Below are 13,778 nucleotides of genomic sequence, written 5' to 3'. Positions count from 1 at the left end.
TGGTTTCATGGGGGCATGGCGATCGAGCACGATTACTTCGGACTCCTCGAATCCGGCCCGGACGGGTCGATCTTCTGGTCCGAGAACGTCGAGCTGGGGGATCAGTCCGTCACGGTCGACCTCACCGCGCCGGATCAGGACGACGTCTCGGAAGCGGCGCTGGACGTCGCCGCGGGACTCATCTCCGCGATCGAGGACATCGACCGCAGCGCCCGCAACGCCATGGTGAACGAGCTCAGCGATCGCACGAGCGAAGTGACGGAGTACATCCTCCAGCAGCAGGAGACGCTCGGCGAGGACCTCGAGGATCTGCTGGTCGACATCTCGGGCGACGTGCACATCGACGTCATCCGCTCGCTCCAGCTCATGAGCATGACGATCCTCGCGGATGAGCACGGCGGCTCGGATCCGTTCGCCGTCCTCGAGTACGCGCTGGACCCGGATGCGACCGACGACGTGCTGCTGGTGAACCTCGACTCCGAGGGCGGAGTGCTCACGGTCACCAGCGCGGAGTGACCACCCGCCGCGCAGCAGCACCGGCCCAGGGCGTCACACGGCCTGCGCGTGTCTCGATACACGCCCTTCGGGCGCACTCGACAACCGGGCCGTTCGCCCCGGCGGTTACACCGCCTGCGCGAACCCGGCCTCGACGTCGACGCCTTCGGCGATGTGGGAGAGGTGCGCCGGGATGTCGCGTCCCTTCGAGAGCACGGACTGCGCCCACAGCCGGCCTGCACGATAGGACGACCGCACCAGCGGCCCGGCCAGCACCCCGAGGAACCCGATGCGCTCCGCCTCGGCCTTGAAGGCGACGAACTCGTCCGGCTTGACCCAGCGGGCCACGGGGAGGTGCCGCGGCGAGGGGCGCAGGTACTGCGTGATCGTGATGATGTCGGTCCCGGCGTCGTGCAGGTCCTGAAGAGCCTGCACCACCTCCTCGGGTTCCTCGCCCATGCCGAGGATGAGGTTCGACTTCGTGATGAGGCCGGCGGCGCGGGCCTGCGTGAGCACGTCCAGGGAGCGCTCGTAGCGGAACGCGGGCCGGATGCGCTTGAAGATGCGCGGGACGGTCTCGACGTTGTGGGCGAAGACCTCGGGGCGGCTGTCGAACACCTCATTGAGCAGGGACGGGTCGCCGTTGAAATCCGTCGCGAGGATCTCGACGCCGGTGTGGGGATTCATCGCGTGGATCTGACGGACCGTCTCGGCGTGGAGCCAGGCACCGCCGTCGGGAAGGTCGTCTCGTGCGACTCCCGTCACCGTCGCGTAGCGCAGGTTCATGCGCACGACGCTCTCCGCGACGCGCCGCGGCTCGTCGGTGTCGTAGTCCGCGGGCTTGCCGGTGTCGATCTGGCAGAAGTCGCACCGTCGTGTGCACTGCGAGCCGCCGATGAGGAAGGTGGCCTCGCGGTCCTCCCAGCACTCGTAGATGTTCGGGCACCCCGCCTCCTGGCAGACCGTGTGCAGCTCCTCGGTCTTCACCAGCGAGTGGAGAGCCTGGTACTCGGGCCCCATCTTCGCGCGGGTCTTGATCCATTCCGGCTTGCGCTCGATCGGCGTCTGCGCATTGCGCACCTCCAGGCGCAGGAGCCTGCGCCCGTCGGGGCCGGTCGACGGTGCGGCTGCGCCGGTTCCGCATGCACTCATGCCGCCACCGCCGCGAAATCGGCCGCGAAGACCCGCGACACCGTCCCCACGACGTCCCGGGGTGAGACATCCGCGCCCAGGATCTCGCTCATCGTCGTCACGCCCGCGTCGGTGATGCCGCACGGGATGATGCCGCGGAACCCCGCGAGAGTGTTGTCGCAGTTGAGCGCGAACCCGTGCATCGTCACACCACGCTGCACCCGAACGCCGATCGCGGCCACCTTGTCCTCGCCGAGCGGGCGGCGCACCCACACGCCGCTCCGTCCCTCGACCCGGTAGCCCGTGACCCCGTGCTCGCGGAGGGCCTCGATGAGCAGATGCTCGAGGCGGCGCACGTGAGCGACGACGTCCACAGGCTCGGCGAGCCGCACGATCGGGTAGCCGACGAGCTGTCCGGGACCGTGCCACGTGATCTTGCCGCCGCGATCGACATCGATCACCGGCGTGCCGTCGGTCGGACGTTCGTGCCGGGCGGTCCGCGCGCCCGCGGTGTACACGGGCTCGTGCTCCAGGAGCAGGAGCGTGTCGTCCCGCTCACCGGACGCGATCTCGGCGTGGAGACGGCGTTGCAGACTCCAGCCGTCGAGGTAGGGAACGTAGTCGGGGGCGAGGCCGATCGTCTGGATGGCGAGCACGACGCTCCTTCGTTCGCGGCTATTTCTGGATCGCGTCCAAGATTACGCCACCACGCCGCCGTCCGGGTGCACCGCTAACGTGTGGGCATGAGCAGCACGGGACGGGTCGGCAGGCCCAAGGCCTCCTCGCGCGCGACGCTCGCCGAGGCGGCGTGCGAGCTCTTCCTCGAGAAGGGCTTCGAACAGACGTCGATCGCCGACATCACGACGCGCGCCGGCGTGAGCCGCTCGAGCTTCTTCAACTACTTCGGCTCGAAGTCGGACATCCTCTGGGCGGGCCTCGACGAGCGGCTGGACCTCCTCGACGCACGCCTCGCGGCGGACGACGGCGAGGATGCCTCGGCAGCCGTGCGCGCCGCGGTCCTCGACATCGCCTCGGGGTTCGCGCCGGACAGCCTGGCTCTCGCCGTCGTCAACGCGACGGCAATGGGGCTCGAGGCCGAACTGGAGCGCGAGGCCTCGCTCCGGCGCTCGCGCATCGCGCACACGGTCGCGGCGCGTCTCTCACGGGGCGGAGCCGATCGGCTGCGCGCCGACGTCGCGGGCGCGGCGTGGGGCGGGGCGGTCCTCTCCGCGATCGAGGCGTGGTCCCACGACGGCGCGGGGGTGACCTCGCTCGTGCGCTTCCTCGCGCGCGCCGCCGACGCGGCCTCGGGGATCGATGTGTCGCACACGCGCGGCGCCGTGCGCCAGCTGCGCGTTGTGGTGCAGGCTCCGGACTTCGACGACACCCTCGCGTTCTACCGCGACGTCGTGGGGATGCCGCAGGCCGAGGCGTACGAGGCAGAGGGTGGCGCGCGGGTGGCGATCCTCGATGCCGGGCGGGCGACGCTCGAGATCGCCAACCCCGGCCAGGTCGCGTTCATCGACCGCGTCGAGACCGACGGCGACGCGCCGAGCGAGCGCATCCGGATCGCGCTCGAAGTCGACGACACCGCGTCCGCGGCCGAACGCCTGTCGGATGCCGGAGCCGAGGTCGAGGCATCCGTCCGCCTCACGCCGTGGCGCTCGCTGAACGCCCGTCTGCGCGGTCCCGCCGACCTGCAGCTCACCCTGTTCCAGGAGCTCGGGCCCGAACCGGCCGACTGACCTCGCCGCGCCGGGATGCGGCATCCGCTCGCGTAGAATCGGGGAACCATGGCGACATTCGGCACTCTCTCCGACCGGCTCACCGAGACCTTCCGCAATCTGCGCACCAAGGGCAAGCTCACGCCCGCCGACGTCGACGGCACCGTGCGCGAGATCCGCCGCGCCCTGCTCGACGCGGATGTCGCGCTGCCGGTGGTGAAGGAATTCACCGCCAAGGTGCGCGAACGGGCGCTGGGGGACGAGGTCAATCGGGCGCTGAACCCCGCCCAGCAGGTCGTGCAGATCGTCAACGAAGAGCTCGTCGCGATCCTGGGCGGCGAGCAGCGCCGACTCCGGTTCGCCAAGAACCCGCCCACCGTCATCATGCTCGCCGGACTCCAGGGCTCCGGCAAGACGACGTTCGCCGGGAAGCTGGCGAAGATGCTCGAGAAGGACGGCCACACGCCGCTCCTCATCGCCGCCGACCTCCAGCGTCCCAACGCCGTGAACCAGCTCCAGGTGGTCGCCGAGCGCGCCGGCGCCGCGATCTACGCACCCGAGCCCGGTAACGGCGTCGGAGACCCCGTGCGCGTCGCGCGCGACGGAGTCGAGGTCGCCCGCCGTCAGCAGCACGACGTCGTCATCATCGACACCGCCGGGCGCCTCGGCGTCGACGCCGAGCTGATGAAGCAGGCATCGGACATCCGCAAGGCCACCGACCCCGACGAGGTGCTGTTCGTCATCGACGCGATGATCGGTCAGGACGCCGTCAACACCGCCAAAGCGTTCCAAGACGGCGTCGACTTCACCGGGGTCGTGCTGTCCAAGCTCGACGGCGATGCCCGCGGCGGTGCGGCGCTGTCGGTCGCCTCGGTCACCGGGCGGCCGATCATCTTCGCCTCCACGGGCGAGGGGCTCGACGACCTCGAGGCCTTCCACCCGGATCGCATGGCGAGCCGCATCCTCGACCTCGGCGACATCCTCACCCTCATCGAGCAGGCCCAGCAGGCGTTCGACGAGGCGGAGGCGATGAAGGTCGCCGAGAAGATCGCGACCGAGACCTTCACGCTCGAGGACTTCCTCGAGCAGATGCAGCAGATGAAGAAGATGGGCTCCATGAAGAAGATGCTGGGGATGCTCCCCGGCATGGGATCCATGAAGGACCAGCTCGAGAACTTCGACGAGCGCGAGATCGATCGCACCGAGGCGATCATCCGCTCCATGACCCCGGTCGAGCGTCGCAACCCGAAGGTGCTCAACGGCTCTCGCCGACTGCGGATCGCCCGCGGCTCGGGGATGACGGTGACCGACGTCAACCAGCTCGTACAGCGTTTCGATCAGGCGGCCAAGATGATGAAGACCGTTGCGCGCGGCGGGGTGCCCAACATCCCCGGCATGGGGCCGATTCCCGGCGCCGGACGACCGGGCGCCTCGGCCAAGCGCGGCAAGCAGCAGAAGGCCAAGGGCTCGCGGTCGGGCAACCCGGCCAAGCGCGCCGCCGAGAACGCCGGCATCGCTGCCGCCCCCGCCGCACCCACCGGGTCGGGTTTCGGCCTCGGCGGCGCACAGGGCGGACCGAGCGAGGCGGACCTCGCCGAGCTGCAGAAGATGCTCGGCAAGGGCTGACCCGCGCGCACGCGTCCCCGATCCTGCTCCGGTTCGCTACGGTGGGGGAGACAGCGTTTCGGCGCACTGGGGACCGCAATCGATCTGGGGGGATCGGCAGGACGAAGTGACCACGGTGGAAAGCGTCTTCGCCCGCGACGCGCCGCTGTTCGTCGAGAGCGACTCGGGGCGGATCCAGAAGTACCCGCGCAGGGCGTCGCTGCGCTGGGGGCTGCGGCTCCTCGCTGCGCTGCCGTTCGTGGCCGTCGCCGTCTGGTTCCAGATCGCGTCGGGCGGCGATTGGAGCGGAACGGCCAACGGCGCGCTCGCGCAGCGGGTGGACAGTCTGCCCTGGGGCTCGTCCGACGTCGTGGCTCTTGCCGAGCTGTACCCCATGCTCACCAGTGTTCTCGCGGTGATCATCCCCGGCGGCGCCTTCGGTCTCGGAATCGCGGGTGCCCTGGTCGGCGGCTTCCTGATCCAGCTCATCATCCAGTCCATGCAGCGCAAGGACTTCTCCCGGCCGGTACGGGTCGTGTTCATCCTGACCCTCGCGCTGACTCCCATGTTCGCGTACGTGATGACCACGAGCTTCGAGGCAGCGCTCGGCCTCACCTTCTTCGGGGTGGGGATGGTCGATCTCGTGCGCTTCGTGACATACGCGAACACCCAGGCCGGATTCCGCGCCGGCCTCCTCTTCGCGTGCTCGGCGCTGTCCGACTCCACCGGTCTGTTCGTCGCGATCGCGGCGGCCGTGGCGGCGGCTTTCCTCGTGCGCTCGCGCTCGGCCTCGCGCACCGCCAACGCGATCGTCGTCGCCTTTCCGACCGTTGCGCTGATCGGTTCGCTCGTCCTGTTGGGGGTCGCGTTCGGGCTCGGCCCGCTCGCGATGGTCGGCGGCACCGTGGAGTGGAACCCCGACCGCGCCGCGGAGGTCTCCTCGTACCTCGTGAGCCCCTCCGGTCTGCTCTATCTGGCCCCGACGGTCGTCGTCGTGCTCACCTCCCTCGCGCTCAGGTATCCCGGCGTGGGCCTCGTCGCCCCGGTGATGACCGCGATGATCCTCGTCGCCTTCATCGTGGGGCTGACGCCTCCGGGGGTCGCGGGCATCAACTACCTTCTGATGCTCCTCGTCGCGGTGGCGGTCGTGCCCCAGCCGGCGACGGTCGCGAGCGTCGTGGTGGTCTGCGCGACCTCGGTGCTGCTGTGGGTGATCGGGTGGGCTCAGGCATTCGACAACGCGACCGTGGCCGCGTGGATGCGGACGCTGACGGGAGGCGCGTGGTGACCGACGCCATCGAGGTCGACCGGCGGCTGCTGGACCCGCAGCTTCGGGTCACCTACGCGAACGAGGGCTGGATGCCCGTACGCCGGGTCGCCGGCGTCGTCGAGGTGGCCGCATCCAGCCCGCTGGCCCCGCGTCGGCGCGCGCGCATCGAGCAGATCGTCGACGCGCCCATCCAGGAGCGACGGGTCGAGCAGGGCGCGATCGTCGCCGCTCTCACCGAGGTCTTCCGCGCCGAGTACGCTGAGCAGGCGGCCGATGGCCTCTATCGACTGGACCCGGTGCTCTCCGCCCGCTACGTGCTGTCCACGTCGCAGAAGGTGATCGGTGTCCTCCTGCTCGTCATCCTCATCGCGTGTGCGATCGTGTGGCCGCTCACCACCGCGCTCGTCCTCATCGGCATCGCGAGTGTGGTCTTCCTCGCCAGCACGCTGTTCAAGTTCTTCATCGCCCTCCGCGGTTCGCGGTACGACCTGGTGGCACGCGTGCGGCCCGACGAGATCGCAGCGCTCGGCGACGAGAAGCTTCCGATGTACACCGTGCTCGTCCCGGTGTTCCGGGAGGCGCGCATCGTCGGACGCCTCGTCGAGAACCTGGGGCGACTGGACTACCCGACCGAGAAGCTCGAAGTGATCATCCTCGTGGAGGAGGAGGACTCGGAGACGCGCGACGCGATCGCGGAATCGGACCCGCCGGCGCACTTCCTGGTGGTCACCGTGCCCAAGGGATCGCCGCAGACCAAGCCCCGCGCCTGCAACGTCGGTCTGGATGTCGCGCGCGGCGAGTTCCTCGTGATCTACGACGCTGAGGACGCGCCCGAGCCCGACCAGCTGAAGAAAACCGTCGTCGCCTTCTCCCGGGCGGACCCGTCGGTCGTGGTCATGCAGGCGGCACTCAACTACTTCAATGCGCGCGAGAACGTCCTCACGCGCATGTTCGCCCTCGAGTACAGCTACTGGTTCGACTACATGCTCACGGGCCTGGACGTTCGGGACCTGCCGATCCCGCTGGGCGGCACGTCGAACCACTTCCGCACGGCCGCGTTGCGCGAGCTCGGCGGCTGGGATCCCTACAACGTGACGGAGGACGCCGATCTCGGCATCCGGGCGAGCGCGCTCGGCTACCGCGTGGGCGTCGTGGACTCGACGACGATGGAGGAGGCGACCTCCCGTCTGGGGATCTTCATCGGCCAGCGCAGCCGCTGGATCAAGGGCTACATGCAGACCGCGCTCGTCCACGCGCGTCGGCCGTTCGCGTTGATCCGGCGGATCGGCCTGCGGCGGTTCGCGTCGTTCAGCCTGCTCATCGCGGGCACGCCGCTGACGTTCCTCGGCGTGATCCCCTTCACCGCCCTCACCGTCGTGTCGTTCCTCATCCCGTGGGCGAATCCGGCACCCGAGTTCCCGCCCGTCATCCTCTGGATCTGCCTGCTCAACTTCTTCATCGGCAACGCCTTGATGGTGTACCTGAACATGATGGGCCCGTACAAGCGGGGCGCGTTCTGGCTCGTCGGGTGGGCGATCCTCAATCCCGTCTACTGGCTGCTCCACTCGCTCGCGTCGTACAAGGCGCTGTGGCAGCTCATCACCAAACCGCACTACTGGCAGAAGACCGAGCACGGGATGTCCCACTTCACGGTGGAGGGCATCGTCGGTCCCGCCACCGCGCCCGCATCCGCCTAGGCGGTGCCGGCCAGGTGCTCGCGCAGCGTCGGGCCCGATCGGAACTCCCGGATCAGGTGCCGGACGACCTCCCGCAGGTCGCCGTCTGCGGCATCCGCCACGCGGAGCTGCCGGGCGTAGCTGGCACCCTCGTCGAGAATGGTGCGGATGCCGGCCAGCTCGCGCACGCACTTGAGCTCCACGGCGATGTCCTCGAGCTGCTCGAGTGTGTCCCGAAGATGCTCTGAGACCGGAACCTGCGTGCCGTCGCGGTCGACGATCACCCGGGCGTCGAGCCCGTACCGGGCGGCGCGCCACTTGTTCTCCCGCACGAACCACGGCTGGAGCTGGGGGATGCCGCGTCCTTCGTCGAGCTCGCGCGAGAAGTGCTCGACCAGGGACTGCACGAGCGCCGCGACGGCGGCGAGTTCGGGCAGGGTGGACATGCCATCGCACGCGCGCACCTCGATGGTTCCCCAGCGCGGCGCGGGGCGGATGTCCCACCGCACCTCGGTGGCATCCTCCATCACGCCGGTGCGCACGAGGTCGTCGAGGTATCCCTCGAACTCGGCCCACGACTCGAGGGGCCAGGGAAGTCCCGCCGTCGGCAGCTGCTGGAAGACGAGGGAGCGGTTGGAGGCGTACCCGGTCCGCTCGCCCGCCCAGAACGGGCTCGACGCGGAGAGCGCCTGGAGATGGGGAAGGTACACCGCGAGCGCGTTGATGATCGGGAAGACCTTGTGCACGTCGTCCACCCCGACGTGCACGTGGATGCCCCAGATCATCATGTTGCGCCCCCACCATTGGGTGCGCTCGATGAGCTTGTGGTAGCGCGTCTTGTCGGTGATCTGCTGGTCGTACCACTGCGCGAAGGGATGGCTGCCGGCGCAGAGGAGCTCGACCCCGAGCGGCGTCGTCTCGGTCCGGACGGCGGCGATCGCGTCGGCGATGTCGTCGACGGCGGCCGCCACCGTGTCGCCGATGCCGCTCGTCACCTCCACCGTGTTCGTGAGGAGCTCTCCGGTCACGGTGTAGCGCTCGAGCGCCGTGCGCTCCTCGAGGTCGGCGAGCACCTCGGGTGCTCGGGGCGCGAGATCCCCGGTGTCCCCGTCGGCGAGCATGAGCTCCCATTCGAGCCCGACGGAGGAGCGGGAGGATGTCGCGAAGGGCACCGTCATGGCGACAGTTTGGCACGGGCGCGCGCCCGCGAGGGCGGTTCGCCGCACGGCGCGTCATCGGCGCGGCGGCGGGTTCTCGTGCCCGTTCGCGAGGCCGGTTCGCGGGGCCTCTTGCGATCTGGCAGAATAAAGGGTCGGATCACCCGCTCGACCCTCTATCCAGCGGGGAGGTCCTCCTCAGAGCTTCCGCCGGGTGTGCACCCCACTCTCCCGGACGTCCGGTTCGTTCACTTCCCACACATTCAGGAGAATCGTGGCTGTCAAGATTCGTCTCAAGCGCCTTGGAAAGATCCGTGCGCCCTACTACCGCATCGTCGTCGCCGACTCGCGCACCAAGCGCGACGGTCGCGTGATCGAGGAGATCGGCAAGTACCACCCGACCGAGGAGCCCTCGTTCATCGAGGTCGACTCGGAGCGCGCGCAGTACTGGCTGGGTGTCGGCGCACAGCCCACCGAGCAGGTCCTCGCGATCCTCAAGCTCACCGGCGACTGGGGCACCTTCAAGGGCGACAAGAACGCCGTGTCGACCGTGAAGACCCGCGAGGACAAGGGCGCCTTCGAGGTCGACTCGTCCAAGAAGTCGGTCATCAAGCCCAAGGCCGAGAAGAAGACCGAGGAGCCCGCCGAGGCTCCCGCCGACGAGGCGACCGACGCGGCCGACGAGGCCGCCGAGTCCGCCGAGTCCGCCGAGTAATCCGTTGCTGGCCGCCGCGCTCGAGCACGTCGTCAAGGGGATCGTCGATCACCCCGACGCCGTGCGGATCGACTCGTCCACGTCGCCGCGAGGCGACGTCCTCGAGGTGCACGTCCACCCCGATGACCGGGGTCGCGTGATCGGGCGCGGCGGACGCACGGCCAAAGCCCTGCGCACCCTCATCAGCGCGCTCGCCGACGGCAGGCGCGTCCGCGTCGACGTCGCGGACGACTGAGGTGTCAGGCGACGCTCTCGAGCCGGGCGATGGCCCGGACGATCCGGTGAAGGCTCCCGCGCCCACCGGAAAGACGCAACTCCGCGTCGGACGCCTGGTCAAGGCCCACGGCCTCAAGGGCGCGATCAAGCTCGAGCTGTACACCGACGACCCCGAGGGACGATTCACCCCCGGGGCGACCTTCACACTCCAGGTTCCCGAGTCCTCGCCATGGCACGGCAAGCCCCTCACGGTGCGCGAGTTCCGCTGGATGAACTCTCATCCCGTGGCGTTCTTCGAGGGCGTCGACGACCGCGGTGCGGCCGAGGAGCTCATCCGCGCGATCCTCTGGGTCGACCAGGACACCGCTGCCGATCCCACCGAGGACGACGCGTGGTTCGATCACCAGCTGGTCGGCCTCGCTGTGGTCCGAGACGGCGAGACGGTGGGTCGTGTCGTGCGCGTGGACCATATGCCGGCGCAGGATCTCCTCATCGTCCGGACGACGGGGGAGGACGCCTCGGGCGAGGCGCGCGAGGTGCTCGTGCCCTTCGTGAAGGCGATCGTGCCCGAGGTCGACGTCCCGGGCGGCCGCGTCGTGGTGACGCCGCCGGCGGGCCTCTTCGAGGACATCCCCGGCGACGAGGCGGGTCCGCGCGATGACGAGCCGACCGACGCCTGAGCCGCGGCATCCCCTGCCGGTCCGCCGGCGAGCGGATGCCTAGACTCGATCCCATGCGCGTCGACATCGTCACGATCTTCCCGGCGTTCTTCGATGTCCTCGACGTCTCGCTCATCGGGAAGGCGCGGGATCGGGGCATCCTGGATCTTCGCGTCCACGACCTGCGTGAGTGGACCCACGACCGTCATCGGACGGTCGACGACACCCCCTACGGCGGCGGCGCCGGAATGGTGATGAAGCCGGAGCCGTGGGGTGAAGCGCTGGACGAGGTGCTGACCGACGACGCGGTGCTCCTCGTACCCTCCCCGGCGGGCGAGCTGTTCACGCAGTCGATGGCGCGCGAGCTCGCGCAGGAGAGCCACCTCGTCTTCGCGTGCGGACGGTACGAGGGGATCGATCAGAGGGTCGTCGACCACTACTCGGCCCGCGGTCGTGTCCGGCTGATCAGTCTCGGCGACTACGTGCTCAACGGCGGTGAGGTCGCCGCGATGGCTGTCGTCGAGGCGGTATCCCGGCTCGTGCCCGGAGTCGTCGGCAATCCGCAGAGCCTCGTCGAGGAGTCCCACGAGGGCGGGCTTCTGGAGTACCCGAGCTACACCAAGCCCGCGGTCTGGCGAGGCCACGAGGTGCCTTCCGTGCTCCTCGGCGGCAATCACGGCGCCATCGCGGCCTGGCGGCGCGAGCAGAGCCTGGCCCGCACTCGCGCACTCCGCCCCGACCTGCTTCCCGAGGGCTAGGCGCTGCCCCTCGATCCCGTCCGCCGGGCAGCGGGTCGACCATGTGAGAATGCGAGCGGTGGGCCGCCTACCTCACCCGATGCCCGATGACCAGCCCCGATTCGGATCTGTCGTCCTCGATATCGTGAAGTCCTCGTCACACGTGGAGGTCGCATGCAGGTCTGGCCCGGATCCCCCTACCCGCTCGGAGCGACCTTCGACGGCAGCGGGACGAATTTCGCCCTCTTCAGCGAGGGCGGCGAGAGCGTCGAGCTGTGCCTCTTCGACGACGACGGAACCGAGACGAGGGTGCCGCTGGTCGACGTCGACGCTTTCGTCCACCACGGCTACCTGCCGACGGTGCAGCCCGGACAGCGCTACGGCTTCCGCGTCCACGGCGAGTACGACCCGGCGTCCGGGAAGCGGTTCAACGCGAACAAGCTCGTGCTCGATCCCTACGCGAAGGCCGTGGACGGCCAGGTGACCTGGGGACAGCCGGTGTTCGGGTACGACTTCGGGGACCCGGACTCCCGCAACGACGAGGATTCCGCGGCACACCAGATGAAGGGCGTCGTCGTCAATCCGTTCTTCGACTGGAGCGGGGACCGCCAGCCCAAGACCCCGTATGCGGAGAGCTTCATCTACGAGGCCCACGTGCGCGGACTGACCGAACTGCACCCCGACATCCCCGAGGAGATCCGGGGAACCTACAGTGGGATAGCGCACCCCGCGATCATCGAGCACCTGCAGAAGCTCGGTGTCACCGCTATCGAGCTCATGCCGGTCCACCAGTTCGTCAACGACTCCGTGCTGGAGGAGAAGGGCCTGTCGAACTACTGGGGCTACAACACCATCGCGTTCTTCGCTCCGCAGAACTCCTACGCCTCGAGCGGTCAGCTCGGCCAGCAGGTGCAGGAGTTCAAGGGCATGGTGAAGGCGCTGCACGCGGCCGGTATCGAAGTCATCCTCGACGTCGTCTACAACCACACGGCCGAGGGCAACCATCTCGGCCCGACGTTGTCCATGCGCGGCATCGACAACGAGGCCTACTACCGCCTCGAGGAGAAGGACAAGCGGTACTACACCGACTACACCGGGACCGGCAACAGCCTCAACGCCGGCAACCCCCACACCCTGCAGCTGATCATGGACTCCCTGCGTTACTGGGTCCTCGAGATGCACGTCGACGGGTTCCGCTTCGACCTCGCCTCCACGCTCGCCCGCGAGTTCTACGAGGTCGATCGCCTCGCCACGTTCTTCGAGCTCGTCCAGCAGGATCCGGTGGTGTCCCAGGTCAAGCTCATCGCCGAGCCGTGGGATGTGGGACCCGGGGGATATCAGGTGGGCAACTTCCCACCCCAGTGGACCGAGTGGAACGGCAAGTACCGCGACACCGTCCGTGATTTCTGGCGGGGAGAGCCGCAGGCCCTCGGCGAGTTCGCCTCCCGGCTCACCGGTTCCGCCGACCTGTACGAGCACTCGGGGCGCCGGCCCGTGGCATCCATCAACTTCGTCACCGCCCACGACGGCTTCACGCTGCGAGACCTCGTGTCGTACAACGACAAGCACAACGACGCCAACGGCGAGGACGGACGCGACGGTGCCGACGACAACCGGTCGTGGAACTGCGGCGTCGAGGGGCCGACCGACGACCCCGACGTGCTGACGCTGCGGGCCCGTCAGCAGCGCAACTTCATCGCCACCCTGATGCTGTCGCAGGGCGTCCCGATGCTGCTGCACGGAGACGAGCTCGGGCGCACCCAGGGCGGCAACAACAACGGCTACGCGCAGGACAACGAGATCACCTGGGTCGACTGGTCCTCCGCGGATCATCCGCTCGTCGAGTTCACCGCGGCGCTCGCGCGCCTGCGCCGCGAGCACCCGACGTTCCGCCGTCGCCGGTTCTTCGACGGTCGCCCGGTGCGGCGCGAAGAGGGAGCGCCGATCCCCGACATCGTGTGGGCCCGGCCCGACGGCAGCCAGATGCAGCCCGAGGACTGGGACTCCGGATTCGGCCGGGCCGTCGCCGTGTTCCTCAACGGCGACGGGATCCGCGAGCGCGACCGGAGGGGCGCCGCCATCTCCGATCACCACTTCATCATCCTGTTCAACGCGGGCGACGACGTCGTCGACTTCCAGATCCCGGCCGATGAATTCAGTCCCAAGTGGGACGTCGTCGTCGACACCGCGGGCGAGCACGCGAACACCGCACCCGTTGAGCCGGGTTCGTCGCTCGCCGTCCCCGGGCGGTCGCTCATGGTGCTGCGGGAGCACGAGTTGCCGGAGCCCGAGGTCGGGCACACGGTCGCCGCCTCTCTCGCCGTGACCAGCGTCGCCGGTCCCGACGAGGTGCCCGGCGCCGCGCCGCGCGCAGAGCTCAGCCGCTGAGGAGG

General features: G+C 69.1%; 12 protein-coding genes and 1 pseudogene. 10 read left to right on the top strand and 3 right to left on the bottom strand.

Translation table 11 applies throughout. The features are described from left to right. The first annotated feature begins 15 nt into the window (after positions 1–15). Positions 16–516, top strand: a complete 501-nt coding sequence (locus ACFQ0P_RS15325; RefSeq protein ID WP_204979503.1) for a DUF2004 domain-containing protein — start codon at positions 16–18, stop codon at positions 514–516. 105 nt (positions 517–621) lie between these two features. Here the strand turns inward: ACFQ0P_RS15325 and lipA are convergent, their stop codons facing one another. Continuing rightward, positions 622–1,647: a lipoyl synthase gene (lipA, locus tag ACFQ0P_RS15320; protein ID WP_204979502.1), complete on the bottom strand. Its 1,026-nt coding sequence runs from the start codon at positions 1,645–1,647 to the stop codon at positions 622–624. Further along, a pseudogene (lipB, locus tag ACFQ0P_RS15315) lies at positions 1,644–2,288 on the bottom strand (lipoyl(octanoyl) transferase LipB); the annotation flags it as partial. The pseudogene lipB and the gene lipA, both read right to left, overlap by 4 nt. An 81-nt stretch (positions 2,289–2,369) precedes the next feature. Here lipB and ACFQ0P_RS15310 point away from each other — a divergent pair. From ACFQ0P_RS15310 to ACFQ0P_RS15295, 4 genes are all read left to right on the top strand, one after another. After that, positions 2,370–3,371, top strand: coding sequence for a TetR family transcriptional regulator (locus ACFQ0P_RS15310; RefSeq protein WP_204979500.1), 1,002 nt, complete (start codon positions 2,370–2,372; stop codon positions 3,369–3,371). Between the two features lie 48 nt (positions 3,372–3,419). Then, positions 3,420–4,976, top strand: a complete 1,557-nt coding sequence (ffh, locus tag ACFQ0P_RS15305; protein ID WP_204979499.1) for a signal recognition particle protein — start codon at positions 3,420–3,422, stop codon at positions 4,974–4,976. Between the two features lie 106 nt (positions 4,977–5,082). Next, positions 5,083–6,243 carry a hypothetical protein gene (locus tag ACFQ0P_RS15300; RefSeq protein ID WP_204979498.1) on the top strand — a complete coding sequence of 387 codons (1,161 nt, stop codon included), beginning with the start codon at positions 5,083–5,085 and terminating at the stop codon, positions 6,241–6,243. Further along, positions 6,240–7,922: a glycosyltransferase gene (locus ACFQ0P_RS15295; protein WP_378772738.1), complete on the top strand. Its 1,683-nt coding sequence runs from the start codon at positions 6,240–6,242 to the stop codon at positions 7,920–7,922. The genes ACFQ0P_RS15300 and ACFQ0P_RS15295 overlap by 4 nt, the downstream gene beginning before the upstream one ends. Here the strand turns inward: ACFQ0P_RS15295 and ACFQ0P_RS15290 are convergent. Next, positions 7,919–9,079, bottom strand: a complete 1,161-nt coding sequence (locus ACFQ0P_RS15290; protein WP_204979497.1) for a glutamate--cysteine ligase — start codon at positions 9,077–9,079, stop codon at positions 7,919–7,921. The two genes, ACFQ0P_RS15295 and ACFQ0P_RS15290, sit on opposite strands and share 4 nt — an antisense overlap. A gap of 253 nt (positions 9,080–9,332) precedes the next feature. Between ACFQ0P_RS15290 and rpsP the strand changes: the two genes are divergently transcribed. The 5 genes from rpsP to glgX all read left to right on the top strand — a co-directional run bounded on the left by rpsP (position 9,333) and on the right by glgX (position 13,773). Continuing rightward, complete coding sequence (gene rpsP, locus ACFQ0P_RS15285) at positions 9,333–9,773, top strand: 30S ribosomal protein S16 (RefSeq protein ID WP_204979496.1); 441 nt, start codon at positions 9,333–9,335, stop codon at positions 9,771–9,773. Positions 9,774–9,777: 4 nt separating this feature from the next. Next, positions 9,778–10,008, top strand: coding sequence for an RNA-binding protein (locus tag ACFQ0P_RS15280; protein ID WP_055965452.1), 231 nt, complete (start codon positions 9,778–9,780; stop codon positions 10,006–10,008). Position 10,009: 1 nt separating this feature from the next. Beyond that, positions 10,010–10,669, top strand: coding sequence for a ribosome maturation factor RimM (rimM, locus tag ACFQ0P_RS15275; RefSeq protein ID WP_204979495.1), 660 nt, complete (start codon positions 10,010–10,012; stop codon positions 10,667–10,669). A gap of 53 nt (positions 10,670–10,722) precedes the next feature. After that, complete coding sequence (gene trmD, locus ACFQ0P_RS15270; RefSeq protein ID WP_204979494.1) at positions 10,723–11,406, top strand: tRNA (guanosine(37)-N1)-methyltransferase TrmD; 684 nt, start codon at positions 10,723–10,725, stop codon at positions 11,404–11,406. Between the two features lie 153 nt (positions 11,407–11,559). Next, positions 11,560–13,773 carry a glycogen debranching protein GlgX gene (gene glgX, locus ACFQ0P_RS15265; RefSeq protein ID WP_204979493.1) on the top strand — a complete coding sequence of 738 codons (2,214 nt, stop codon included), beginning with the start codon at positions 11,560–11,562 and terminating at the stop codon, positions 13,771–13,773. Positions 13,774–13,778 lie beyond the last annotated feature (5 nt).

This window comes from Microbacterium insulae, assembly GCF_042677065.1.
GTDB classification, from domain to species: domain Bacteria; phylum Actinomycetota; class Actinomycetes; order Actinomycetales; family Microbacteriaceae; genus Microbacterium; species Microbacterium insulae.
This window is presented reverse-complemented; position numbering and strand designations above follow the sequence as displayed.

What these genes read in the sequence shown, in the direction of transcription:
- ACFQ0P_RS15325 (WP_204979503.1), top strand. Translation starts at nt 16, where the DNA reads ATGGCGATCGAGCACGATTACTTCGGACTCCTCGAATCCGGCCCGGAC.
- ACFQ0P_RS15290 (WP_204979497.1), bottom strand. Translation starts at nt 9,079, where the DNA reads ATGACGGTGCCCTTCGCGACATCCTCCCGCTCCTCCGTCGGGCTCGAA.
- glgX (WP_204979493.1), top strand. Translation starts at nt 11,560, where the DNA reads ATGCAGGTCTGGCCCGGATCCCCCTACCCGCTCGGAGCGACCTTCGAC.
- ACFQ0P_RS15310 (WP_204979500.1), top strand. Translation starts at nt 2,370, where the DNA reads ATGAGCAGCACGGGACGGGTCGGCAGGCCCAAGGCCTCCTCGCGCGCG.
- lipA (WP_204979502.1), bottom strand. Translation starts at nt 1,647, where the DNA reads ATGAGTGCATGCGGAACCGGCGCAGCCGCACCGTCGACCGGCCCCGAC.
- ffh (WP_204979499.1), top strand. Translation starts at nt 3,420, where the DNA reads ATGGCGACATTCGGCACTCTCTCCGACCGGCTCACCGAGACCTTCCGC.
- trmD (WP_204979494.1), top strand. Translation starts at nt 10,723, where the DNA reads ATGCGCGTCGACATCGTCACGATCTTCCCGGCGTTCTTCGATGTCCTC.